At 61.0% G+C, this 24708-nt stretch carries 19 protein-coding genes; 14 read left to right on the top strand and 5 right to left on the bottom strand.

Annotated elements, in window-relative coordinates:
- From LPA34_RS22850 to LPA34_RS22860, 3 genes are all read right to left on the bottom strand, one after another.
- Positions 1-379: electron transfer flavoprotein subunit beta/FixA family protein (locus tag LPA34_RS22850; RefSeq protein WP_228982535.1), on the bottom strand; the 379-nt coding region annotated here is incomplete at its 3' end.
- Between the two features lie 320 nt (positions 380-699).
- The gene (locus LPA34_RS22855) at positions 700-1824 is read right to left on the bottom strand and encodes a porin (RefSeq protein WP_228982537.1); all 1125 of its coding nucleotides are present in this window, start codon (positions 1822-1824) and stop codon (positions 700-702) included.
- Between the two features lie 1181 nt (positions 1825-3005).
- Complete coding sequence (locus tag LPA34_RS22860) at positions 3006-4577, bottom strand: long-chain-fatty-acid--CoA ligase (RefSeq protein WP_228982539.1); 1572 nt, start codon at positions 4575-4577, stop codon at positions 3006-3008.
- 558 nt (positions 4578-5135) lie between these two features.
- On the opposite strand from LPA34_RS22860, the gene LPA34_RS22865 reads away from it, so the two are divergent.
- The gene (locus tag LPA34_RS22865) at positions 5136-7880 is read left to right on the top strand and encodes a LuxR C-terminal-related transcriptional regulator (RefSeq protein ID WP_228982541.1); all 2745 of its coding nucleotides are present in this window, start codon (positions 5136-5138) and stop codon (positions 7878-7880) included.
- Between the two features lie 391 nt (positions 7881-8271).
- The gene (locus LPA34_RS22870) at positions 8272-9411 is read left to right on the top strand and encodes an acyl-CoA dehydrogenase family protein (protein ID WP_228982542.1); all 1140 of its coding nucleotides are present in this window, start codon (positions 8272-8274) and stop codon (positions 9409-9411) included.
- Positions 9412-9582: 171 nt separating this feature from the next.
- Here the strand turns inward: LPA34_RS22870 and LPA34_RS22875 are convergent, their stop codons facing one another.
- Positions 9583-10020, bottom strand: a complete 438-nt coding sequence (locus LPA34_RS22875) for a hypothetical protein (RefSeq protein WP_228982544.1) — start codon at positions 10018-10020, stop codon at positions 9583-9585.
- On the opposite strand from LPA34_RS22875, the gene LPA34_RS22880 reads away from it, so the two are divergent.
- The 7 genes from LPA34_RS22880 to LPA34_RS22910 all read left to right on the top strand — a co-directional run bounded on the left by LPA34_RS22880 (position 10000) and on the right by LPA34_RS22910 (position 17954).
- Positions 10000-12312: a LuxR C-terminal-related transcriptional regulator gene (locus LPA34_RS22880; RefSeq protein WP_228982548.1), complete on the top strand. Its 2313-nt coding sequence runs from the start codon at positions 10000-10002 to the stop codon at positions 12310-12312. The genes LPA34_RS22875 and LPA34_RS22880 overlap by 21 nt on opposite strands.
- Positions 12313-12395: 83 nt before the next feature.
- Positions 12396-13553 carry an acyl-CoA dehydrogenase family protein gene (locus tag LPA34_RS22885; RefSeq protein ID WP_228982550.1) on the top strand — a complete coding sequence of 386 codons (1158 nt, stop codon included), beginning with the start codon at positions 12396-12398 and terminating at the stop codon, positions 13551-13553.
- Positions 13554-13755: 202 nt separating this feature from the next.
- Complete coding sequence (locus LPA34_RS22890; protein ID WP_228982552.1) at positions 13756-14883, top strand: CaiB/BaiF CoA transferase family protein; 1128 nt, start codon at positions 13756-13758, stop codon at positions 14881-14883.
- Positions 14884-14947: 64 nt separating this feature from the next.
- Complete coding sequence (locus tag LPA34_RS22895) at positions 14948-16141, top strand: lipid-transfer protein (protein WP_228982554.1); 1194 nt, start codon at positions 14948-14950, stop codon at positions 16139-16141.
- 64 nt (positions 16142-16205) lie between these two features.
- Complete coding sequence (locus LPA34_RS22900; RefSeq protein WP_228982557.1) at positions 16206-16649, top strand: MaoC family dehydratase N-terminal domain-containing protein; 444 nt, start codon at positions 16206-16208, stop codon at positions 16647-16649.
- 11 nt (positions 16650-16660) lie between these two features.
- Positions 16661-17080, top strand: coding sequence for a MaoC family dehydratase (locus LPA34_RS22905; RefSeq protein ID WP_228982559.1), 420 nt, complete (start codon positions 16661-16663; stop codon positions 17078-17080).
- A 43-nt stretch (positions 17081-17123) separates the two neighbouring features.
- Complete coding sequence (locus tag LPA34_RS22910) at positions 17124-17954, top strand: SDR family NAD(P)-dependent oxidoreductase (protein WP_228982560.1); 831 nt, start codon at positions 17124-17126, stop codon at positions 17952-17954.
- A 69-nt stretch (positions 17955-18023) separates the two neighbouring features.
- Here LPA34_RS22910 and LPA34_RS22915 read toward each other — a convergent pair whose 3' ends face one another.
- The gene (locus tag LPA34_RS22915) at positions 18024-18752 is read right to left on the bottom strand and encodes a Crp/Fnr family transcriptional regulator (RefSeq protein ID WP_228982563.1); all 729 of its coding nucleotides are present in this window, start codon (positions 18750-18752) and stop codon (positions 18024-18026) included.
- A gap of 168 nt (positions 18753-18920) precedes the next feature.
- Between LPA34_RS22915 and LPA34_RS22920 the strand changes: the two genes are divergently transcribed.
- The 5 genes from LPA34_RS22920 to LPA34_RS22940 all read left to right on the top strand — a co-directional run bounded on the left by LPA34_RS22920 (position 18921) and on the right by LPA34_RS22940 (position 24517).
- Entirely contained in the window at positions 18921-20108 is a 1188-nt protein-coding gene (locus tag LPA34_RS22920) for an acyl-CoA dehydrogenase family protein (protein ID WP_228982566.1), read from the top strand.
- Positions 20105-21262, top strand: a complete 1158-nt coding sequence (locus LPA34_RS22925; RefSeq protein WP_228982568.1) for an acyl-CoA dehydrogenase family protein — start codon at positions 20105-20107, stop codon at positions 21260-21262. Before LPA34_RS22920 ends, LPA34_RS22925 begins: the two co-directional genes overlap by 4 nt.
- A gap of 138 nt (positions 21263-21400) precedes the next feature.
- Positions 21401-22591 (top strand): CaiB/BaiF CoA transferase family protein, encoded by a 1191-nt coding sequence (locus tag LPA34_RS22930; RefSeq protein WP_228982570.1) that lies wholly within the window; start codon positions 21401-21403, stop codon positions 22589-22591.
- A gap of 55 nt (positions 22592-22646) precedes the next feature.
- Positions 22647-23450: an enoyl-CoA hydratase/isomerase family protein gene (locus tag LPA34_RS22935; RefSeq protein ID WP_228982572.1), complete on the top strand. Its 804-nt coding sequence runs from the start codon at positions 22647-22649 to the stop codon at positions 23448-23450.
- A 59-nt stretch (positions 23451-23509) separates the two neighbouring features.
- Entirely contained in the window at positions 23510-24517 is a 1008-nt protein-coding gene (locus LPA34_RS22940) for an NAD(P)H-dependent flavin oxidoreductase (RefSeq protein ID WP_228982573.1), read from the top strand.
- Positions 24518-24708: the final 191 nt, after the last annotated feature.

Genomic DNA, 24708 nt, shown 5'->3' on the forward strand with positions numbered 1-24708 from the left:
TCTGGTTCGAATCGTCGTCGATCGCCTGCTTGCCGAGGATCACCAGCTGGGGCTGTTCCCTGTCGACCAGCGCCTTGAGCAGCTTGGCAACGGCCAGCGGCTGCAGCTCTTCATTCGACTCGATCAGGATCGCGCGGTCCGCGCCAATCGCCAGCGCCGTGCGCAGCGTTTCCTGACATTGCGTCACGCCACACGATACGGCGATCACTTCAGTCGCCACGCCCGCTTCCTTCAGGCGCACCGCTTCTTCCACCGCGATCTCGTCGAACGGATTCATCGACATCTTCACGTTCGCGATGTCCGGACCTGTGTTGTCCGATTTGACGCTAACTTTCACATTGGCATCGATCACCCTTTTTACTGCTACAAACACTCTCATTGCCTTCTCCGCACTTTAACGCAAACATAATGTGGCATCGGAGGCATCCTCCTCGCGATACCGAAAAGCAGTGTGTTCCCAACGTTACACCTGATGCCGTGAGAGGCAGCAGGGGTAACGGCGTTAATACGCGCATCGACCGCGATGTGCATTTTCGGACAACTCATCGAAGGAGTCGAATTCAAGAATCACTGTATTGAGTCGATGTGTAAATGGACCCAATACATGTTCCGTATTTCTGAAAATACGGTCTTGTGCAGGGCTTCCGCTAAAAACCGTCCCGAGCACCTGTCCGGCACGCGAGACGGTTTGGCGAGGCGTCAGAAATTGTGACGCAGGCCGAGGTTGACCGCTGTACTTCCCGAATGCGGCGCCACTGGAGCACCATACGTTATCGACGTGGTCATCGTTCCTTCGTTGTTCACATGGCCGGCCTGCGCATACAGAATTGTGGCTTTGGAAAGGCTGTATTCGACACCCGCGGCGAATTCGAGGGATTTGTTGGCAGAATTGTTTGTGTCCTTGAGATAGTAGATACCGCCTGTCAGCTTCAACGCGGGCGAGAAGCGATATCCGAGGCCGCCGGAATACATGTCAAGATCCACCACGTTCGGCCGGGACGGGTCCCGGCCATTTGCGTATGATGCGGACACCGAGAAACCGTGAGTCGTATATTCCGCGCCGGCGTACACGAACCGGTTGTTATCACGGCCAGTGGCGACCGTCGTGGCTCCCGGGTTGGTGTCGTGACCGTTATAGTAAATGGCCGCCAGACTGAGTCCGTAGTTGGCATACTTCAGCACCGCGGATTCACGGGTACCCCCCTGGAAGCTGCCTGCGACACCACCGGGCGCGTATTCCAGCGCAACGCTGACGCCGGCGAACCTGGGGGAGTTATAGACGATCGCGTTACTGTCATACAGCGCGCCGAGCGGTCCGTTGGTGGAGGTGCCGACCCAGCCCGCGGACTGATTCATACCTAGCCAGGTGGTCAGAATGCTGCCGAAGTACTGGCCGCCGCGTACGTCAGTCTCGGCGAGAGCATAAGCCATCGGTGCGAACTGACGACCTGCGTTGAGCGAGCCAAACGGGCCAGACACGCCGACGCTCGCTTCCTGATTGAACAATGCTGATACCCCCGGCGTATCAGACAGCCGAAGCGCGCCGGTGTTGCTTGTGAATGCGCCTTGTAACCTGAAATGAACGGAGTATCCCCCGCCGATATCTTCGGTTCCCTTAAGGCCCCACACGCTTGAGTAGATTCCGCCATCCTTGAGCGCATAAACCCGTCCAAGGTTTTTAGCCGCTGGATTGAACGATGCCGCGGACGTGCTTTGATAGAGCAGACCTGAATCGAGCACGCCATAGAGCGTCACCGAGGATTCTGCGTATGCCGTGCTGCCAAGCGTAGCCATTGTAGCCATCACGAACCATTTCAACTTCATTTCGTCTCCTCTCCTTTGTTATAAAAGTCCGAAAAACAGAGATCGATTCGCGACTACTTTCATCGCCCGAGCGCTTATCGATATGGTGCATACGTTTCCGATTCTTTCGGTCCTGCTGGTTCCGGCTTTCTTTGTTAACCGCGTTGCCGGAATCCGGGTGCGACATCAGTCAGACGAGATGCGCCTTTTGAACCGCCGCTCCGGGAAGCACGGCCACATCCGCCTTCATTAGCGAGCTGCGGTGAGACGCCAATGAATTACCCGGCGTCTGCCAGAAGGGACGCGAAATTTGCGGCCAGTAGCATGCGGTACGCCGGTTCATCGTTCAGACGTGCCTTGGGAACATCGCTCGCAACGTATCGGCCCTTGAACGGGTGAGTGTCTCGCGAAAGCGCGCCGGTTTTATCGCGCCGATGACTGTCGTCCATGTGTTCGGGGTGAGTCGATCCTGCTGGAAGCCATTCGTCCTGAGAGGTGCTTTAACGCGCGCTAACGTTCCTGCTCGCAACGCCACCGGTCCATCTTCGCCTGAAGCCCAAGGTTATACGGTGTACGTTTGTCTCCTCAACTGAAAGACATTGTCGATTCTCAATTGAAGACTGTCGTAGTCCGATCTACCTATATTGTTGGCACAGCCAGCCCGTCGTTTTCCCTGGTATCTCGCGGAATGGGCCAGATAGAGCTATTCCTGTCACGCGCAAATCAAGTGTCTCGAAGACAGGGGTGCACGCGGAGCAAGCGGGTTTGCTCCTGCGTGAAGCGCGGGCTGCCAGCCGCCACGACGTCGATTTTCTCGCGGGGACGCCGCGTTGAAGGTCGCTCGCAAGTTTCTTTGGGCTTGCGCCGCATCGCGTCCGCGGCCGATGCGATTTTCGCGATCGATGCGGGACTCAAGGCAGACCGAAGTTCACCGGGGAGGCCGTGTCGCTTTGGTCCGGGAGCGCGCATGAATAGCGGCGCAGACGACGGGCGCCAGAGAAATTGTCGAGGGCAGCGAGGCCTGTCCGACCGACGAACCCGCTATCGACTTCCGTCAGTCCCATTGACTTTCGCGGAGAGCTGAACGGGACGCCCCTTGCTATGTCTGTTTCGTCGAAAGAAGCGGCAAGGGGATGTGCCTCCGACGGTCACCTGCTTTTGCGCCGCAGACCCGAAGGAACGCCAGGCCGACGGCGGGTTTCTCACGCTACGCCACGCTTCTGATTCGCCCAGAACGTCTCGCGCAATGTGTTCTTTTGAATCTTTCCAACAGGTGAGATGGGGAGGGACTCGCGAAACTCTACGCTACGGGGGCATTTGTATCCCGCGATGCGTTCACGACAATGAGCCTGAATTGCCTCTGCTGTGGCGACCTCGCCGGGCTTCGCGACGATTATGGCGTGAACGGATTCGCCCCATCTGTCATTCGGTATTCCGATAACAGCGCATTGAGCGACAGCCGGATGGCTCGAGATCGCGTTTTCGACTTCGGCGGAATAGATGTTTTCGCCTCCGGAGACAATCATGTCCTTCAGGCGATCGACAACGTAAAGCAGACCGTCGTCATCCATGTAGCCACCGTCGCCCGTGTGCATCCAGCCGTCGCGAAGCGTTTCGGCCGTAACCTCCGGCAGGTTCCAGTAGCCAAGCATCACATTGGGGCCACGTACGACAATTTCACCGGTTGTACCGCGCGGCACTTCCCGGCCTTGTGGATCAACGATCTTGACTTCAACGCACATCAGCGGCTTGCCCGCAGCGCGCATCTTGCCGTTGGCATAGGCTTCCTCTGTATGGTATTCCGGCCCAAGCGATGCACAGACGGGAGAGAGTTCCGTCATGCCGTAGCCCTGGACAAATTCAGCCTTGGGAAACGTCTTCTGTGCACGCCGAAGGAGCGTTTGCGAAATCGGCGAAGCGCCGTACATGATTCGTGTGAGAGAAGACTTGTTCAGGCCTGTGCTTTCAGCCGCATGGTTGTCGATCCAGTCAATCATCATCTGGAGCATAGTAGGCGCCAGCATGACCCGATTCACGCCATGCCTGGAAATGGCCTCCATCGTCGTTTGCGGCGTGAAGGTCGGCACCACCACGTGCACTCCGCCGCAGGCGAGGAGCGAGTTGATTGCCGCGAAACCGGCCAGGTGGAACATTGGCATTGCATGAAGAAACACCGTGCCCGGTATGACGTGACCAACGGCGAGCGTGGCGAGTGCGGCCACGCCGAGGTTCGTATGGCTCAACATCACGCCCTTCGGAAAACCGGTAGTTCCTCCCGTGTAGAAGATGCCAGCCAGATCGTCGCCCTGACGCACCGCGTCTTCGACCGGTTCGGACTGGGCAATCAGGCTTTCGTAGTCCAGCATGCCGTCCGGAACATCGCCGTCGCCAGCATAGATGATATGTCGTAGTGTGCCGGCTTCGCGCGCCAGTTTGACACCCAGGGCGAGGAACGTTTCGTCGACGATCAGGATGGACGTGCCGGAGTCGTTCAGCGCATACAGCAATTCGCTTGCGCTCCAGCGGATATTGAGCGGATTCAGAACGCCGCCCGCCCACGGTGTCGCCATGTAGTATTCGATGTATCGAGGCGAGTTGACTGACAGCATCGCGACCCGTTCGCCGCTTCCGGCGCCCAGTTGCCGAAGCGCCCCTGCGAGCCGCGCAACGCGCGCACCCAGTTCGGCGTAGGTCAATGCCTCGCTCTGGAAATGTATCGCTGTCGCATTCGGCCGTTGCTGCACGCTGCGATGCAGCCCTTGTGTCAAGTACATTTCTCATCTCCGTCTATCGTTTTCGACCACTTTTGCCGGGTTTTGCAGGTGGCGTTGCGTCGAGTAATGCACGTCATTCCGCTGCTGGCCCGAGCCAATATCATCGCAGTATCTACGGGGCGTTTCCAGCCTACCCCCCCCCATCAAGGGGGGGGCAAATAACCGCTCGCGGAGCCGCTTGGGGCGGGGCTCCGAAAGCGAGCAACGATGCGGGCAGGCACCGTATCGCGGTATGGGCGGCTCTTTAATCCTGTGAATTCGCGTGCATCCCGGATCTGGAACTCTTTCCCGCGAGAATCACGGCCGTTCGTGTCCGTTGACCCCGCATGGTTAGCGTGTGTCTTGCCTGCCGTCTGCGGGGCGGCGGTATTGTGCTCCGTGGCGCAGCGGTGCGGCTGGCCTCAACCCGTACGGGCGGCTCAACGATTGGGCGGCGGGATATAATCCCTCATCAACTTTGCCGCTCGTTGGTTGCACGCGTCCGGTAAACGCGCGTTTGCGCCCGGCCACGCATCAAGTTTCCGCCTCATATCCCAGTCCTATACGCCGTTGACTGAAGTGTCCCGCTCCCCTGTCCAGATTGAAGCTTCCGTCGCCGGCACCAAACTGGCTCCGCCGCGCGCGGTGCGTCGTTTGCTGCCACGGGAAGCGTTGCTCGCTCGGCTGGTCGCAACGCGTCGGCAGCGCTTTGTCCTGCTCCGCGGGCCCGCTGGCAGCGGCAAGACCACGACCCTGGTGACATGGCGGCAGGCGTTGCTCTCTTTTGATTTCGACGTTGCGTGGCTTTCGCTGACCGTCGACGACAACAATCCCGCGCGTTTCTTCGACTGCCTGCTGGCGAGCCTGGCGGAGGTGGACCCCGCAATGGTGTGCGAAGTCGCAATGCTTTCGGGAGAGGACTGGGAAGCGTCGAAAGTCGAGCACCGGATGATCATGCTCGTCAACGGCATTGCCCGCCGGTCGCGCGAACTGGTGCTAATGCTGGACGACGCGCAGCATCTGACCGATCCCCTGATCACGCTCGCGCTGCAACACCTGATCGACTACGCCCCCGCTCACTTCCATCTGATCATCGCCTCCCGAAGTGCATTGCAACTTTCCCTGTGGCGCCTCGAGTCTCAGGGCCAGTGCAGCGAGTTCGACCTGCGCGATCTGCGCTTCTCGCTTGCCGAGTCAGAACAGTTTCTGCGCGACCAGCTAGGCGAAATCGATCCGCGCGACGCGCAGGTTCTTTACGAACTGACCGGCGGCTGGATTGCTGGCCTGCAGTTGTTCGCGGTGGACCTGAAGGGTCGTCGCGACGGGCGCTATGCCTGTATTCAAGTGCGTGACGCTCGCAGTTTTGCAGACTATTTCGAGCGCGAAGTGCTGACCCGGCTGGCACCGGGAGATCTTGAGCTGCTGGTATGCCTGTCGATCTGCGACCGTTTTTGTCCTTCGTTATGCGCAAACCTGATGGGCCAACCGCATGCATTTGTGCGCATGTCGACCCGGCTCGTTCATCTGGAAGCCGAAAATCTCTTTCTTGAACAGGTGCGCGGGCGTGACCGGGAAACATGGTACCGGCTGCATCCAATGCTGCGCGAGGCACTGCAGGTCCGCGTCGCTACGCTTTCGGAAACTGAACGGCGCGCTCTGCACGCAAAGGCCTGGCGCTGGTTCGACCGGAATGGTTTTGTCGACGAAGCCGTGCACCACGCAGTGCTGGCCGATGAGCCGCAAGCCGCGGCTGAGATGGTGCAGGGCTGCGCGCAGGCGTTGGTAGCGCAGGGCGAGCTTGGCCAGGTTGCCGGTCTGCTGCGGCAGCTTCCAGACGATGTGATCGAAGCGCGATTCGATCTGCGCCTTCTGGCCGCACATCTGCAACTGGCGGCGCGCAATCTCGACGTCGCCGCGCAGTCCATCCAGGCAATGCAGGCCGAGGTTGCACACGGCGGTCTGGATGACCATCAACGCTTCGCGCTGAGCCTGTTGCGTGGCCTTGTCGCACTTCAGCGCGACGACACCGACGCGTTGGCGCTGATTCTGCCCGAGCTGCAACGGCCGCCTGCCGATACCGATGACTTCAAGTTATCCGGGTGCAGCAGCATCATGTCCTGGATGTACATGTACACGGGCGAATACGAAACGGCCCGCGAAGTGCTCGAGGCCGGCACCCGTCGTGAGGGAGCGCCTCGCGTCGATCTCGTCGCGCGTTGTCTGGCCGGAATGAGCCACGCACTGGAAGGCAGGATGGTCATCGCGGAAGGCATTTACCGTGAAGTGCTCAAGGACGCGGAAAAATACGGAGCGGCGTACATTGGCGCCGCGTGTATGGCGACAGGCCTGCTCGGCGATGCTTTGTTCGAGCTCAACGATTTCGACGCTGCGCGCGCGATGCTTGAGGAACGCATCGAGTTCATGGAGCGCGTCTCCATTCCGGACATCGTGCTGAGCGCGTTCATAACGCTCGCCGCTGCGCATCGCCTCGCAGGACGGCCTCTGGAAGCTTATGCCTACATAGAACGCCTCGAGGAATACGCGATCAAGTATCGCCTTGACAGGCTGCTTGCTCACGCCCTTCTCGAGGCAGTCCGCTGGAACCTCATGCAAGGCGAGCCGGATCAGGCCGACGCCGCGCTGAAACGCGCCGAAGCACTTGGCGCCCGGTATGCCGGCGCGACTCGTGGGACGGCACTGGAGATTCGGGTCGTTACCCAGCGCGCGCAAATCGACATGTCCCTACACCGAAAGGCGTTTGACGACGCCCGTTCGCGGCTGGTTTCACTCGTTGCGATTTCCGAAGAAGGCGGGCGGTGGCGGAGGGCGGCGAGCCTGCGCGTGCAACTTGCTTCGGCGGAGCTGGCGCGTGGCTCCGATCGTTCGGCCCGGGACAATCTGCTGCAGGCCATTCACCTTGGGCACCGTCTGGGATTGCAACGAACGCTTGTCGACGCTGCGCCGGGTCTGACTGAAATGCTGGAAACGATCGTCGAGAAAGAAGCGCTTGAACCAGTTCTCGCGTTCTATGTCCAGCGGCTTAAGGCGTGTGTCGACGTGACTGGCGCAGGGGTTTCGGTCGCACCAACCGCCGATTCGGGCGGTGGCATAAAGGCGCTCAGCGAACGCGAAACCGAAGTGCTCGAACTTCTCGCGATGGCTATGCCGAACAAAAGGATTGCACGTGTGCTTGGTGTGACGCCCGAGACGGTCAAATGGCATCTGAAGAACATCTACATCAAGCTCGGCGTGACGGGCCGTGACGAAGCCGCAGCCCGTCTGCGGGATTTCTCGGGCGGCGTTCCCCCCGTGCAGCCTCACTAGGAAGCCCGGTTTCGGCCATAGACGGGGCACACGGCGTCGGAATTTAACTCCAGACACGCAAACATTGCACATCTGCGATCCGGAAATAAAGCACCAAGGGCCAAAGCCAGCATGGTGCTTCTCGATCCGCAGGGGTTTCTCCTAGTAGGCGGGATTCACGCGCCGGACCGCCGCGCCCCTTGATGCCACGTCGCCGGCATCGGACAAATACATCCACGCCAGACCAGGCGCGCAAACCCATCAAAACGTCGCCCGGCCCCCCCAAGATGGGTGGCTTTCTTGCGAAAACGCCTCAAGCATGATCAGCGCACTGATGCGTCGTTTCGCGGGTCGCCAGAAGTGCCGGTGAGCAGCCGATCGATGCGCTTCCCCTTTTTGCGAGGAGTAGTAGATGGAAGTTATTCGCCGCGTCTATCGTGAAGATCACGAGCAATTCCGCGTATCTGTGCGGCGCTTTATGGAACGCGAATGCGCGCCACGCCAGCAAGCGTGGAACAAGGAGGGCGAAGTTGATCGTGAGACCTGGCTGAAGGCGGGCTGCGAGGGCATGCTGTGCACGACCTTGCCCGCCGAGTACGGCGGCGGCGGCGGTGATTTCGGCCATGCGGCGATCCTTGCGGAAGAGCTGGCCTATTGCGGCGTGAGCGGATTGTCGATCGGCCTGCACTCGGACATTGTCGCGCCCTACATCAACCGGCTCGGCACAGAAGAACAAAAGATGCGCTGGTTGCCGAAGGTCTGCGCCGGCGAAATCATTCTGGCCATCGCCATGACCGAACCCGGCGGCGGCAGCGACCTGAAGTCGGTGCGCACGACGGCCGTGCGCGAGGGCGACGAATACGTGATCAACGGCAGCAAAACGTTCATCACCAACGGTTGCGTCTCTGACCTGGTGCTGGTCGTGTGCAAGACCGATCCGGCAGCCGGCGCGAAGGGTGTCAGTCTGATCATGGTGGAGACGAACCGCGAGGGTTTTCGCCGGGGGCGCAAGCTTGAAAAAGTCGGCATGCACGCCCAGGACACCGCGGAACTGTTCTTCGACAACGTGCGGGTGCCGGTTGCCAACCGCCTGGGCGAGGAGAACAAGGGGTTCACGTACATGATGCAGGACCTGGCGCAGGAGCGTTTCATGATCGCAGTGAACGCCGCCGCGAAAGTGGAGCGCCTGCTGGAACAGACACTGGAATACGTGAAAGACCGCAAGGCATTTGGTCAGACTGTGTGGGACTTTCAGAACACCAGGTTCAAGCTGGCCGATATAAAGGCACAAGCCGTGGCCTTGCGCACCATGGTCGATTACTACATCAGCGAACATATACGACGAAAGTTGACCGCCGAAGAAGCGGCGATCGCCAAGCTTTACGCTAGCGAAACCATGTGGAAATGCATCGACGATATGGTGCAGTTGCATGGCGGATACGGCTACATGCTCGAATACCCGATTGCGCGCGCCTTTGTCGATATGCGGGTATCACGTATATACGGCGGTACCAATGAGGTCATGCGCGAACTCATATCGCGCAAGCTCTAGTTCTGAATTGCTCCTTCGGGCGCGACGCCGCGTGTCTCGCGGCGTCGCCGCGCCTGGAGCCTGCGTCCAGATGCACGGCTACGGACCCGGCGGCGCAAAACATCGCAACCGGCCGCCCGTCGTTCGCGCGAACTGAGTGGCCACGTGCAGTACGCGCGTGCGACTACGTGTCTATAACTTCAGTACGCCATGCATCAAAATCTCTTGCCTTCCAAGCTGGCTCCGCCTCGTCCGCCTCTGTTTCAATTGCGGCGGGCGCAATTGAGTGAGCGCATCAATGACGCAGGCGATGTACGCCTGATCGTGCTGCGTGCGCCAGCCGGATTCGGCAAAACGACGGCCATGCTGCAGTACTCGGCGCGGCGGCAGGAGAGTGGCGCGGTTATCAGGTGGCTCAATCTGGACGCATCTGACAACGATCTTGGCCGCTTCCTTGCACACTTCGATGCGGCAATCGCGTGCGTCGCGCCGCGCGTCGGTACCGCTTCTGGCGAACCGGGCCTGCTCGAACTGATCGACCGCGTCGCTGCGTCCCGTGCCAATTTCACAATGTTTCTGGATGACTTCGAGGTCGTCGAAAGTCTTGCTGTGCTGGATCTGATCCGGCAACTCGTGGATCACCTCCCATCTGGCTGGCAAATCGTGATCGGCTCGCGTGTCGTGCCTGGCCTCGGCTTGGGCCGGCTGCGCGCGCGCGGCCAGTTGCTGGAAGTCGGACCGGGGCACTTGCGTTTTTCTCTGGAAGAAACCGCCGAATATCTGCACAACCGACGCGGCCTCACGCTGGCCAGCAGTGAACTCGGCCGACTTCACAAGGTTACTGACGGTTGGGCCACAGCAGTCTGGCTGGCTTCTCTCGCACTGGAAGGACACGACGATCCGGGGACCTTTCTTGCCACTTTCTCGGGTTCCCACGCCGCAATTACAGAGTATCTGGCCGAAGACGTGCTTGTCAGATTGCCCGATGCACAGCGCGAGTTTCTGTTGCGCACAAGCGTGCTCCATGAACTCAGCGCGCCCGTCTGCGATGCCTTGCTTGAACACACCGGTAGCGCCGCGCTACTCGCGGAACTCGAGCGTGCAAACCTCTTTCTGACGACGTTGGACAATCCAGGCCATTACCGGTACCACAGCCTGTTTCGCGAATTTCTGTGCGCGCAACTGACTCAACTCGATCCTTCCGCGTTGCCCGTTCTCCATATGCGGGCCTCGCAGTGGTATGAGGGCGAGGGACGGCCGGTGCCTGCCATTGAGCATGCATTGCACGCAGGGGACCACGACTGCGCCGGGCGCCTTCTTGACATACACGCGCAGCGACTGCTGGATCTCGGCCGCTTCCGCCTGCTGGCCCGCTGGCTCGACAGCCTGCCTCAGGTTCTGCTGGATAGCCGGTACAAACTGAATGTCGTCCGCGCGTGGGCACTCATTTTTACGCACCGGTATGCGGATGCGCAGGCGCTCGTGCGACGCATAGACGAAACCATGCAACGGGACGAAGCCGGCTGGAATACGGAGTTGCGGGCTCACATGCTTGCGCTCCGTCCCATGCTGCTGGTGATGACGGATCAGGCTCATGGGCTTGCCATGGGTATCGAAAATCACGCGCGGATCGATCCTCGCTATGCCTTTCCATACGGTTTACTGACCAATTTGCTGGCGAAACTCTACGCTGCACTCGAGCGTCATGAAGAGGCGCGCGCACTGCTGGATCAGGCGCGCCGTTCGCACATCGAAATCGGCAGCACTTTTAGCCTGGTGATGGCTGAGGCGCTGGAAGGCACGATTAGTCTGAGACAGGGACGGTTGCAGGACGCCATTGCACGTTTTCGTCTCGCGACAAACAACATGGCCGACGATGTCGCGGGCCGGGCCACTGGCAGCGCGCCGTCGGCGATGCTGTTTGCCGAGGCATTGTACGAAGCCGGTCATCTCGAACAGGCCGGACAGGTTCTGACCATCTACATGGCGCTCGCGCGGGAGTCAGGAGCAAGCGGCCAGATGGTGCGAGGCTATATCACGCAGTCGCGACTGGCGTGGCAACGCGGCGAGCCGGACCGCGCCTACGGCGTGCTCGGCGAGCTGGAATTCATCGGCCACCGCCAGAGCATCGGTCGTCTCGTCGTCAGCGCGGAACTTGAGCGTTCGCGACTGGCGTTGATCCAGGGCGATGTAGCTGCGGCTGCGGCGTGTCTGCGTCGAGCCGAAGCGCCGGAATTGTGGAGCCCGGAGCGCGCGGTTCCCGTGCCACTGCATGAGGTGGAGACGCTGGAGATGGGACGCCTGCGGTTGCGCGTTCACGCGGCGGAAGAAGGTGCAGGTAGCGCCGCCCTCGACGACCTGCTGGCAGAGCTACCTGCTTCGATCGAACAGCTCCACGCGCAACGCCGTCAGCGCCTGGCCCTTCGGACCAGCCTTTTGCTGGCTGAAGCGTTGCAGCGGGCCGGACGGCCGGAAGCCGCACTCGAACGCATGGCGCAGGTGCTGTCGTACGCCTGTACCGAAGGCATCGTGCAACCGTTCGCCGACGAAGGACCTGTCATCGCATCACTCGCCTTGTCGCGTGCGCGCGCAGTGCTGGCGTCGGGAAAGATGCCGGCCGGTGCGATGGCTGGCTACTTCGAACGGCTGGAGCTTGCTTGCGCTGGCGCCGCAGGCGACTTCGAAGCATCGTCGAATTCTGCCGCTATTCAGCAGGGCCGGCGCGGGGACGCGCTCACTCAACGTGAGATCCACGTTCTGAAGTTGCTGGCGCTCGGCAAATCCAATGCTGCGCTTGCAGAAGCCCTGTTTCTGTCACAGGCGACGATACGTGCGCATCTGCGCAATATCTCGGGCAAGCTCGGCGCGAGCAATCGCACCGAAGCCGTAGCACGGGCACGCGAGCAGGGGCTGATCAGCTAGATGCGGCCGCAATATAGGTAGTTCGGACGACGACAACGTTTGACTGCTCGACCAGAATGTTCGTGTACAGAGGAGACAAGTAAATGGAACGCCTCATCTTCGAAGCGGAACACGAGATATTCCGCGAATCCGCCCGGCGCTTTTATCAGCGCGAGGTCGGCCCGCACGGCGAGCAATGGCGCGAGCGCGGCTGTGTCGACCGGGAGGTCTTCCTGAAGGCGGGCGAGCAAGGCTATCTGCTGATGTGGGCAGATCAGGAGCACGGTGGCGCAGGAGTCGCAGACTTCCGCTACGAGCAGATCCTGATGGAGGAGAACGCTCGCTACGGCGATTCGGGCTTTTTTCATACGCTGCACTCTCGCCTCGTTGGGCCTTACATCGGCAAGCTGGGCAACGATGAGCAGCGTGCGCGCATTCTGCCGAAGGCGGCCCGTGGCGAAGCGATTCTTGCCATTGCCATGACCGAGCCGCAAACGGGTTCGGACCTGGCGGGCATTCGCGCCCGGGCAAAGGAAAAGGGCGACTACTGGTTACTCAACGGCGCGAAGACGTATATCTCGAACGGCATTCTGGCTGACTACGTGGTAGTGGCTGCACGAACCTCGCCGGACAACCCGCATGCTATCGGTCTCTTCATTGTGGAGCGCGGAATGCCGGGTTTTGAGCGCGGCCGCAAGTTGAAGAAAATGGGCCTGCAGTCGCAGGACACCGCGGAGTTGTTCTTCGATAACGTCCGGGTTCCCAAAGCCAACGTGCTCGGCGATGCCGCTCAGGGCTTCCGTTATCTCACGCGCCACCTGGCGGAGGAGCGTTTGCTGGGCGCGTGCGGTTACCTCGCCAGCGCGCAGGTGGCCTTCGACCTGACGCTCGACTACGTGAAGGAGCGTAAGGCATTTGGCCGGCCGGTCGGCACGTTTCAGAACTCGCGTTTCAAGCTCGCGCAGTTGCGTGCGGAACTCGACGCGCTACAGACATTTGTGGACCAGTGCGTGCTGCTGCACAACGCGGGCAGGTTGAGCTCGGAAACGGCTGCCGCGGCCAAGCTGCTCTGCTCGGAGCTGGAGGGGCGCATGACGGATGAAGGCGTGCAGTTGCATGGCGGCGCCGGCTACATGGATGAATACCGCATTAGCCGCATGTACACCGACGCCCGCATCTCGCGCATCTACGCAGGCAGCAGCGAAATCATGAAAGAGATCATTGGGCGCAGCCTCGGTCTGGACGACCGCAAGCTGGGCTGAACCCGGCGCCACATTGACGGTGGGGAAACGGGCGCCGTCTGCGGCGCTGCGAAAGGTGATTGCGCGTGCGAGGCACTCCGGGAGTCCTGATGGCGACTGTGTCATTGCGCGCTCCCAACGCCCCCGTTATCGATGTAGTCGCGATATTTATCGAAGAATCGAGACCTCAAAACCTCATTTGAAAGAATCAGGACGATTTGACATGAGCGGACCATTACAGGGCATTCGGGTATTGGAAATGGTGGGCATCGGGCCGGGACCGTTCTGCGGGATGATGCTCGCGGACATGGGCGCCGATGTCATTCGCGTGGACCGTCCCGCAGGCAGGCGTTCGGGCCTCGACGGCACGCCGCCAGCGCAGGATTCGCTTCGCTATGACGTCACGGCGCGCGGCAAGCGCACGGTCACGATCGACCTCAAATCGGCTGAAGGTGCCCAGCAGGTGCTGGCACTCGTCGAGCAGGCCGACGCGCTGATCGAAGGGTTTCGGCCGGGCGTGATGGAGCGGCTTGGCCTCGGCCCGGAGGTTTGCCTGCAACGCAATCCGAAGCTCGTATACGGCCGCATGACCGGCTGGGGGCAATCTGGGCCGCTCGCGCAGGCAGCGGGCCATGACATCAACTACATCTCGATCAGCGGCATGCTGGGCTCGATGGGCCGCGCGGAAGAAGCACCGCCTCCGCCGCTCAATCTGGTCGGCGATCTGGGCGGCGGCGCGATGATGCTGGCGTTCGGTGTGGCGTGCGCGCTCGTCGAGGCACGCAACAGCGGCAAGGGACAGGTGATCGATGCCGCGATGACCGACGGCACGGCGCTGCTCGGCGCGATGTTCTACGGCATGCAGGCGCAGGGCAGGTGGAGCGCCCGGCGCGGCAGCAATCTGCTGGATGGCTCCGCGCACTTCTACGACACGTACGAATGTGCCGACGGCAAATACATCGCGATCGGCTCGATCGAGCCGCAGTTCTACGCGGAACTGCTCGCGCGCCTCGAGATTACCGATTCAGTTTTTTCTCACCAGTTCGAGCCGCGTCACTGGCCGGAGCTAAAGCGCCGCCTGGCTGCGCACTTCGTCACGCGCACCCGCGCGCAGTGGACCGAAGTGCTGGAAGGCACGGACGTTTGCTTTGCACCGGTGCTCGATATGGATGAGGCGCCGCAACACGAACACAACGTTGCGCGACGTACCTTCATCGAGATCGATGGTGTCGTGCAACCCGCGCCGGCGCCGCGTTTCAGCCGCACGGTACCCGAAGTGCTTCGTTCAGCCGAAGGCCAGGATGTGAACCTGGACGTTGTGCTGGGCGCATGGCGTAACACGTCCCGCTGAATGCCGGCAGCTAGCGGCATTCATTAACTAACGAATTTTAAAGAACCAGAGAAGGAGACAGACGATGTCTGAGAAAGTGGTAGTCGCCGGTGTCGGCATGATTCAGTTCAAGAAACCAGGTGCGAGCGCTTCGTATGTCGAGATGGGCTCGGAAGCCGCGCGCGCCGCGCTTGCAGATGCGGGCATTTCGTATGACCTCGTGCAGCAGGCGTATGTCGGCTACGTCTACGGTGACTCATGCTGTGGGCAGGCTGCGCTGTACCCGGTGGGGTTGACGCAGATCCCGGTGCTCAACGTCACGAATAACTGCGCAACCGGTTCAAGCGCGTTGTTCATGGCGCGTCAGGCAGTCGAAAGCGGTGCGGTGGAATGTGCGATCGCGCTCGGTTTCGAGCAGATGCAGCCGGGCGCGCTCGGCGGGATCTGGCATGACCGTCCCAGCCCGCTGGGCAGCTCGTCCGTTCTTGCAGCGGAACTGAATCCCGATGCTGTCGAGTCGAAAGTGCCGGGCGCGCTGATGATGTTCGGTGGCGCGGGCAAGGAGCACATGGAGAAGTACGGCACGAAGATGGAAACCTTCGCGAAGATCCGCGCGAAGGCGAGCCGTCACGCTGCGAACAATCCGCTCGCGATTTTCCGCAAGATCGTGAGCGCCGAAGACGTGATGGCCGATCCAGTCGTGTGGCCGGGCGTGATGACGCGTCTGATGGCCTGCCCGCCGACCTGCGGCGCAGCGGCCGCGATTATCTGCTCGGAAGCCTTCGCGAAGAAGCACAACATTCGCACCGACGTGCAGATCCTTGCGCAATCGATGACGACCGACAGCCCGGCAACCTTGGGCGAGCGTTCGATGATCGAGCTGGTCGGCTTCAGCATGGCTCGCGAAGCCGCGCGCCAGGTGTACGAAAAGGCTGGCGTGGGCCCGTCGGATATCAAGGTCGTCGAACTGCACGATTGCTTCGCGCATAACGAACTGGTGACCTATGAATCGCTGGGCTTCTGCCCGGTGGGCGGCGCCGAGAAGTTCGTCAACGATGGCGACAACACGTATGGCGGCAAGGTCGTGACCAATCCGTCGGGCGGTCTGCTCTCGAAGGGTCACCCGCTGGGTGCGACAGGACTGGCTCAGTGTTACGAACTCACGAACCAGTTGCGCGGTACGGCGGACGCTCGTCAGGTCGACGGCGCAAAGCTCGCACTGCAGCACAACCTGGGTCTGGGCGGCGCCTGCGTGGTGACGCTGTACGGTCGCGCCTGATGGCGTGATGGAAATGGCGGGCGGCGTGACTGTCGCGCGCCATTTCTTTTGAGGAGAGTTTGTAATGGCAGACAAAAGCATGATCGGCCGCGTGATGTCACGCGGCACCGTCGATGTCGAGAAGGGCCGCCTGCGCTTTTTTGCCAAGGCCATTGGCGAAACCAACCCGTTGTACACCGACGAATCCGTCGCTCGCGATGCCGGCTATCCCGGCTTGCCGGTGCCGCCGACCTTCCTGTTCTGCATGAACAGTGAAACGGGCGATCTGGTTGCGACACTGAAGTCTCTGGATTTGGATCTGGCACGCATCCTCCATGCCGAGCAAGCGTTCACGTATCACCGGATGGCCTACGCAGGCGACACGCTCAGCTTCGAGACGAAGCTCGCTGACGTCTACGAGAAAAAAGGCGGCGCGCTGCAATTCGTCGTGCAGGAAACCCGCGTGACGAATCAGGCGCACGAGCACGTCGCTGATCTGCGCGGCGTGATCGTGCAGCGCAACGGTTAAGGAGACGCTCGATGCAAGTACCTCGTTTTAACGATGTGAAGGTGGGCGACACGTTGCCCGCGCTCTCCCTGCCGGCGATCAACCGCACCACGCTGGCGCTCTATTGTGGCGCCTCGGGCGACCACAATCCGATCCACGTCGACATTGATTTCGCCCGCAAGGCGCGCATGCCGGACGTGTTCGCACACGGCATGTTGTCAGTCGCTTATCTGGGCCGACTGCTGACGGGTTGGGTGCCGCAGACGCAGATCCGCAGTGTGGCGGTCCGTTTCACCGGCATCACGCATCTGGGCAATCAACCTGCCTGCACCGGTCAAGTGATCGAGAAGTTCGAGGCAGACGGTGAGCAACGCGTGAAGCTCGCGCTCAGGTGTATCAACCAGTTCGGCGACGAGAAGCTGCTCGGCGAAGCCGTGGTGGCACTGAACTGATTATTTAAAGAACAACGCGTATCAAACGGAAAGGAAGATTGAGATGAGCAAGCTCGCAGGCAAGACCGCATTGGTGACCGGCTCCGGCCGTGGCATTGGCCGTGAAGTGGCATTGAAACTGGCTTCGGAAGGCGCTCGCGTTGTCATCAACGACCTCGACGCAGATCCGGCCAACGAAGTGGCCGAGCTGATCCGCGCCCAGGGTGGCGAGGCAGCCGTGTGCGCCGGCAGCGTGACAGCAAGCGACTTTGCCGAGCGTTTCATCGGCACCGCGGTGTCCAACTTCAAGAGCGTGGACATCATCGTCAACAACGCTGGCTTTACATGGGACAACGTCGTTCAGAAGATGACCGACGAACAGTGGTACGCGATCATGGACTGTCACCTGACGGCGCCGTTCCGTATCCTGCGCGCAGCCTATCCGGTGATCAGCGCGGCGGCCAAGGCTGAAGCCGCCGAGGGCCGTGAAGTGTTCCGTAAGGTGGTGAATATCTCGTCAGTAGCAGCCGGTGGCAACGCGGGACAGATCAACTACTCGTCGGCCAAGGCCGGTATCCTGGGCATGACCAAGACCATGGCCAAGGAGTGGGGTCGCCTGAAGGTCAACGTGAACGCGGTGGCATTCGGTCTCATCGAAACGCGTCTGACGCAGGCGCTGGCTGGCGAAGAAAGCAAGACCGTGAACATCGAAGGTCGCGAGATCAAGGTCGGTGTGCAGCAGTCGATGCTCGATGGCGCGAGCCGTATGATTCCGCTGGGTCGTCCGGGCACCGCTGTGGAAGCGGCAGGGTCGGTGTACCTGTTCTGCTCGCCGGAGTCGAACTATGTTTCGGGTCAAGTTCTGGTCTGCGGCGGCGGTTACAGCAACCTTTGATTCGACTTCTTCGCGGCCCTGGAACGCTTTCCGGGACCGCGGCGTTTGCCGCCCGCAGCCGCGTTCCAACTAGCGGCTAGAGCCGCTGGCAGCCAATGCCTCCAATGCGGGCAAATCCAGAACGTCGATTTTTCCGTAATCGATCGTGATCAGCCCTTTGGCTGACAGCTTACCCAATTCCTTGTTGATTGTTTGACGCGATTTTCCGAGCATGGAAGCGAGTTTGCTCTGGCTTAAGTGCAGCGACTGACCACGGCCACCGGCTCCGGAAATGTCTGACGCGGCCAGCAGTTCGACGATCCGTGCGGCAAGTTGAGTCGACAGATCGCTCAGGACACGCTGTTGCATCGATACGGCGTTGTCGCGTTGTCGCGAGAGTAAGAGGAGCGCGACCGAACGCCAGAGAATCGGCTCGTCATTCATGATTTCAATCATCGCATCGCTTGGCGCATGCACCAGCAGCGCCTCCTCAAGCACGACGTAATCATAGGGCGCACGAATTTCCGGTAACAGGCGCACGAGGCCTGAGCAGTCACCTGCGCGCATCAGAATACCCACAAACCTGGAACCGTCCGCGTTCGTGCGGCTTACCTCAACACTTCCAGAAACGACGACCAGGACCTCGCGCCGTTCGCGATCTGCCGCCAGAACTTGCGTGTGCTTCTTGTGATGCTCCAGACGCGCCATCTTTGCGAGACGCTCGATACTGGGAAGTGGCCATTCTGCGAAAAGCGTACTGGCTCGAAGCGCCCGGCAGATCAGTGCGAAACAGTCTGCGGCGCTCGGCTGGTGGCCCATATACATCTCCAGATACTGAACAAGCAAAAGCCGAATGCGGGAATGTCCTGGCTCCGCTGTCAACGAGATTGTCAATTCATCGACTGACTCGGCTTAGCGTGCATTTTATCCTATCCGTTACTGAGTTCCTTTCGTGAACTCCATATCCTTTCCTCTGGAATGAACAATATGTTTGAGACGCGTGAACTCACGGAATTCAGGAGACAGGCTCGCGAATTCGTGCAGACCAATTTGCCGTCCGATATCCGCGACATGGTTCGAAGCGGGCGTCAGATTCCGCGCGAGCGCGTGGTGGCCTGGTATCAGATCCTCGCGGCGCATGGTTACCTCGTGCCGCATTGGCCGCGTGAATGGGGCGGTCAAGGCTGGACAGTGCAGCAAGAGCTCGCGTTCGAAGAGGAGCTCTGCAATAACGACGCTCCAGAAATCATCATGGTCAGTTTCTCGATGATCGCGCCGATCCTGATGCGCTTCGGAACCGCTGCCCAGCGCGATCGATTCTTGCCCGAGATAGCGGCAGGAAGGCAGTGGTGGTGCCAGGGGTACTCGGAACCCAACGCGGGGTCCGATCTTGTCTCGGTGAAAACGCGAGCCGAGCGTACCGATGGTGGATACGTCATCAACGGATCGAAGATCTGGACGTCTTATGCACAGTATTCGGACTGGATTTTCTGTATCGTGCGCACGGACCCGGAAGCGAAGCCGCAGGAAGGCATTTCGTTCCTGCTCGTCGACATGAAGTCGCCCGGCGTCACGGTCCGGCCTATCGTTGGCATCCATGGCTGGGTCGTCTTCAACGAAGTGTTCTTCGACAACGTGGAGGTCCCGTTTGAGAACCTCGTTGGTAAGGAAAACGAAGGTTGGAAGATTGCGAAGTCGCTACTCGAATTCGAACGTCTGAAGCTCGCGCGAATCGGCGAGAACAAGCGGCGCAGGGCACGCGCCCAGGAAGTCGCAATGACGCGCACTGAAGGCGGCGTGCGCCTCGCCGACTGCTCCTGGTTCCGGCAACGGTTCGCCGAACTGGAAATGCGCTTGATGGCACTCGAAGCCAACGCTGCCCGTTTCATCCAGCGATCCATCTCGGGCCACCCGATCGGCCCTGAAGCTTCCATGTTGAAGCTGAGGGGCAGCCGCCTGATTCAGCTTTGGGAACAGCTGATTGTCGATGCCCTGGGTCAGGAAGGCCTGGTCCTCGATCCTGAGGTGCTTGAAGTGGGCCCGCCGTCACCGCACCAGGACCCTATTGCCGCGACCGCTTCGTCGCGACGGTTCGTCGCGCGTGGCTACACGATCGCCGGGGGCAGCAGCGAAATCCAGCGCAACATTCTTTCCAAAGCGGTACTCGGACTATGAGCGAACAAAATCTGAACGACGACCAGGACATGCTGGCCGACAGCGCCCGTAAATATATCGCCCGCGGGTATGGCAACGCCGTGCGAGAGGCGTCGTTCGCGCACCCGCATGGATGCCTGCCCGCGCGCTGGAATGAATTTGCGGAACTCGGCTGGCTCGCGATGCCGGTTCCCGAAGCCGACGATGGCTTGAACAGTTCGCTGGGCGACATTTGCGTTCTGGTGGAGGAACTCGGGCGTGGGCTGGTCAACGAGCCCTTCGTCGCCTCGGCTGTGTTGGCCACCATGCTGTTCGTCGATGTGGCCAAACCTGAGCTTCGGGCACGTTACCTTCCCGGCGTCGTCGCTGGCAGCCAGCGTCTCGCGTTTGCCGCCTGGGAGCCGGGCATCTCGTTCGATGCGGGTGCCGTCGCCATGACCGCGCAGCCGACCGGACAGGGCTTCTCGCTGAAGGGCAAGAAATCGCTCGTGCTGGGTGGCGCCGGAGCACACGCGTATCTGCTCGCTGCCATGGTGGGGAGCGACAGCATCGGCCTCTTCCTCATGGAAGCGGGTTCGCCCGGTCTGACAGTCACGCCGCGCTCGCTGTACGACGGCCAGCGCGTAGCCGACATCGTGCTCGACGGGGTCGAATGCGCCCAGGCCCTGGCGATGGGGTCGCGTGATGAAGTGCTGCCATTGATCGAACGCGCGATCGACCGTGCGACCGTCGCGCATTGCGCCGAGACGGTGGGAGTGATGGCCGCCGCGTTCGACATTACCCGTGAGTACCTCACTACGCGCAAGCAGTTTGGCCGCACCATCGGCGCGAATCAGGTGATTCAGCATCGCATGGTCGACCTCATGGTGGAGATCGAGGAAGCCCGCGCGTTGACGCGCGCTGCGGCCAGCGTGTTCGATCAGGAAGACGGCGGCAACGCCACCGTGCGACGCCGCTACAGCGCGGCCGCCAAGGCCTTTGTCGCGCGAGCGGCAACGCTCATGTGGGAAGAGTCGGTGCAGCTCCATGGCGCAATCGGTATGACCCAGGAGTACACGCTGGGCCACTTCGTTAAACGCCTGGCAGCGGCCTCAACCCTTTACGGCGGCGCCGAGTATCAGCTCGAACAGCTAGCGTCGACTGTGGTTGATGGCTCGTTGGCTGCGTGCTGCTAAGCAGCTTCCCTGCAAACCTCGAAGGCGTCAGCAGTCAACGCAGATGCGTGGGGTGTCGCCTTACCGAAAGTGGACCGGCGCCGTCAGCCGGGTTCGTCGAATGTCGCGGCCGTCGTTTGAAGGCGGTAAGGAACGCTCATGTCACATGACAGACAAAGCACGCCCGAAAATGCCCCTTTGAAGGGACTGCGTGTCGTCGAGTTCGGGCAGTACATCGCGGTGCCGGCGTGTGGCCAGACGATGGCCGAACTGGGCGCCGACGTCATCAAGGTAGAACCGCCCGAGGGTGACGCCGGCCGATATGCAGGCTGGAACAAGGACCACTTCGGACCGCTATTTTCGGCCTGCAACCGGTCGAAGCGCTCGGTTGTTCTCGATCTGCGCAATCCCGAGGCGCGAAAGGACGCACTCGCGCTGGCCTGCACCGCAGACGTGGTCCTCCAGAACAACCGGCCCGGCGTCATGGAAAAGCTGGGGCTCGATGCGGCTACGCTGACCGATAGAGTGCCCCGTCTTGTGTACGGGCAGGTCAGTGGCTTTGGTCAAACCGGCCCCGCGAGCCAACGCGCGGGCTTCGACATTGCCGCGCAAGCCGAGAGCGGCATGATGAGCATCAATGGCGACGGCGACCGCGACCCGACACGCGTGGGCTTCACCGTGGTCGATGTAATGGCTGCCAACGCATTGACCTCGGCTGTACTTGCGGCGCTGGTAAGACGATCCGTAAGCGGTCGCGGCGGCATCGTCGACGTCTCGCTCGTCGATGTTGCTGTGTCGGCGATGTCCAGCACATGGGCCGAATATCGCCTGAGCGGCGCGGTGCCGGTCCGCTCGGGTAACGGCCAGACCAATGCGGCGCCGGCCGCCGAAGTGATGCCCACCGTCGATGGCAACGTCATCATTTCAGCCTATACGAAGGAACACTTCGCGCGTCTGTGCGCCGCGCTTCAACGACCGGAAATAGCCGCTGACCCGCGCTTCTGCGAAAACGCTGCGCGTCTGCAGAACCGGCAGGCCATGCTCGCGGAACTGCGCAGCGCAACCGGCCGGCTTTCCACAGCCGATCTATGTGAACGTCTCACCCACGCCGGTGTCGTTTTTGGCATGGTGCGAACCCTGGACGACGTAAGACCGGGCCACGGTGGTGTATCAGCGGATCTGTTCGTCAAGGTCCACGCAGCGGGACGCGATCCAGTGTTACTGCCGGGTTGCCCCGCAAACTTTAACGACTACCGCCGACAGGACGGACGCTTGCCCGAGATAGGCGAGCATACGGCGGAAGTACTCGCCGAGCTCTCGCTTGATAGAACCGGCCAGTGTGCGGTTTGAAGAAATACGAGCGCCGCGCCGCTGAATATCTGAAAAAGCGAAATACGGAAACCACATGAATTGCCCTGATGATCTGATTCACTCGAATTCGCCGCTTCTGTCCTGGCGCGACGGCGCAATTGCGCATCTTCGATTTAATCGCCCGGCAGCACTGAACGCCATCGATCTGGCGACTGCGCAGGCGTTCCGTTCCGCATGTGAAGTTCTGGCGGAGGACCGCGAGGTACGCGCGGTTGTCATCAGCGGTGCGGGGCGGGCGTTTATTGCTGGAGGCGACGTCGCGTCGCTTCGCGAAGACCCTGTTGCGAACGCGCAGAAAGGTATCGCGCTGGTGCATGCCGGTGTGAGCATTCTGGCCGCGCTCGAAGCGCCCGTCATTGCGAGCGTGCACGGTGCTGTCGCTGGCGGAGGCCTGGGAATCATGCTCGGCTGCGACCTCACCATCGCTGCTGAAGGGACGCGTTTCAGTCTCGCGTACCCCAATCTCGGCGCGAGTTGCGACTGTTCTACCTCGTGGGTCCTTCCGCGCGTAGTGGGACTGCGCAAGGCGCTGGAGATCGCATTGCTCGACGGCATGTTCGACGCCGATGAGGCATTGCGTCTCGGCGTGGTCAACCGGGTCGTGCCTGCGGATCGGTTGGAGCAGGAAGCCGGTGCACTGGCGGCAAGGCTTGCGTCCGGTCCGACGCGTGCGCTGGGCCAGCTCAAGCGCTTGATGTGTGACTCGTTCGAACGCAGTTTCGATGAACAACTGGCCGCCGAGGCCGAAGCATTTGTCCAGTGTGCGAGTACCGCCGACTTCCGGGAAGGCGTCGGCGCATTCGTCGAAAAACGTACGCCTTGTTTTCGCGGTGAATGAACTGGATTTGTCGATCCCCGGATCGCGGAACAACTCTCAAGTGTAAGTAAAGGATCGTTATGAAGACGCGTATTACAGATTTGCTCGGCATCCGTTTTCCTGTCATTCAGGGCGGCATGCAGTGGGTGGGGCGAGCGGAACTGGCGTCGGCGGTTTCCAATGCGGGCGGCCTGGGCGTGCTGACGGCGCTGACCCAGCCGGATCCAGACGCATTAGCGCGCGAAATCGAGCGCTGCCGAACGATGACCGACAAGCCTTTCGGCGTCAATTTGACCATCCTTCCGTCTGCGAGTCCGCCTCCCTACGCGGAATACCTCGATGTGATCATCGGGAGCGGCGTGAAGACGATCGAAACGGCTGGCAGCAGTCCCAGGGAATTCATCGAGAAGCTCAAGCGCAACGGGGTGAAGATTCTTCACAAGTGCGCGAGCGTCAGGCACGCACTGTCTGCCGAACGCAACGGCGTGGACGCAGTCAGCATCGACGGATTCGAATGCGCCGGACACCCGGGAGAAGACGACGTACCAGGTCTGATACTGATTCCTCTCGCGGCCCGGGCGTTAAAGATTCCGGTCATCGCTTCGGGTGGCATCGCCGACGGATACGGCATGGCTGCGGCGCTCGCCCTGGGTGCCGAAGGTGTGAACATGGGAACCCGTTTTTGCGCGACCGTCGAGGCGCCGTTGCACGAGCATATCAAGCAGAAGCTCGTGGGTGCGAGCGAACGGGATACGCAACTTATCTTCCGCACGTTGCGCAATACGGCACGCGTACTCAGAAATGCCGTGTCCGACGAGGTGGTCGCCACCGAGCGGCGCCCGGGCGGCTGTGCGTTCGAGGACATCCGGCATCTGGTGGCTGGTCGTCGCGGACACGATGCGCTTCAAACCGGCGAGGTCGATGCGGGACTGGTATGGGCGGGGCAGGTGGTTGGGCTCATCGACGATATTCCGACTTGTGAAGCACTGTTGACCCGCATCGTGTCGCAGTGCCGCGAGCGGTTGGTGGTGGCCACTTCACTCGCCGCCGCTCATGAGTGCGCCGCTCAGGTGATGCCGGGCGCCTGAGGAGTTCTTTGCGAAGTCCTGACATAGGGAAACCATGCAGGTCGAATGAAGCCGGATTGTCAACTCGTTGACCGTCTTGCCGGGCGCTTCGGCTCTAGGATATCAACGATCCCGAAGGCGTCGCTGCTCCGGTGAGAAACCCGTGTTCGCTTCATCGGCCGGGCCGCATTTCCACGGTCGCCTGCTGCGGC

The sequence above is a fragment of the Paraburkholderia gardini genome, from assembly GCF_907164575.1.
Classification (GTDB): Bacteria; Pseudomonadota; Gammaproteobacteria; order Burkholderiales; family Burkholderiaceae; genus Paraburkholderia; species Paraburkholderia gardini.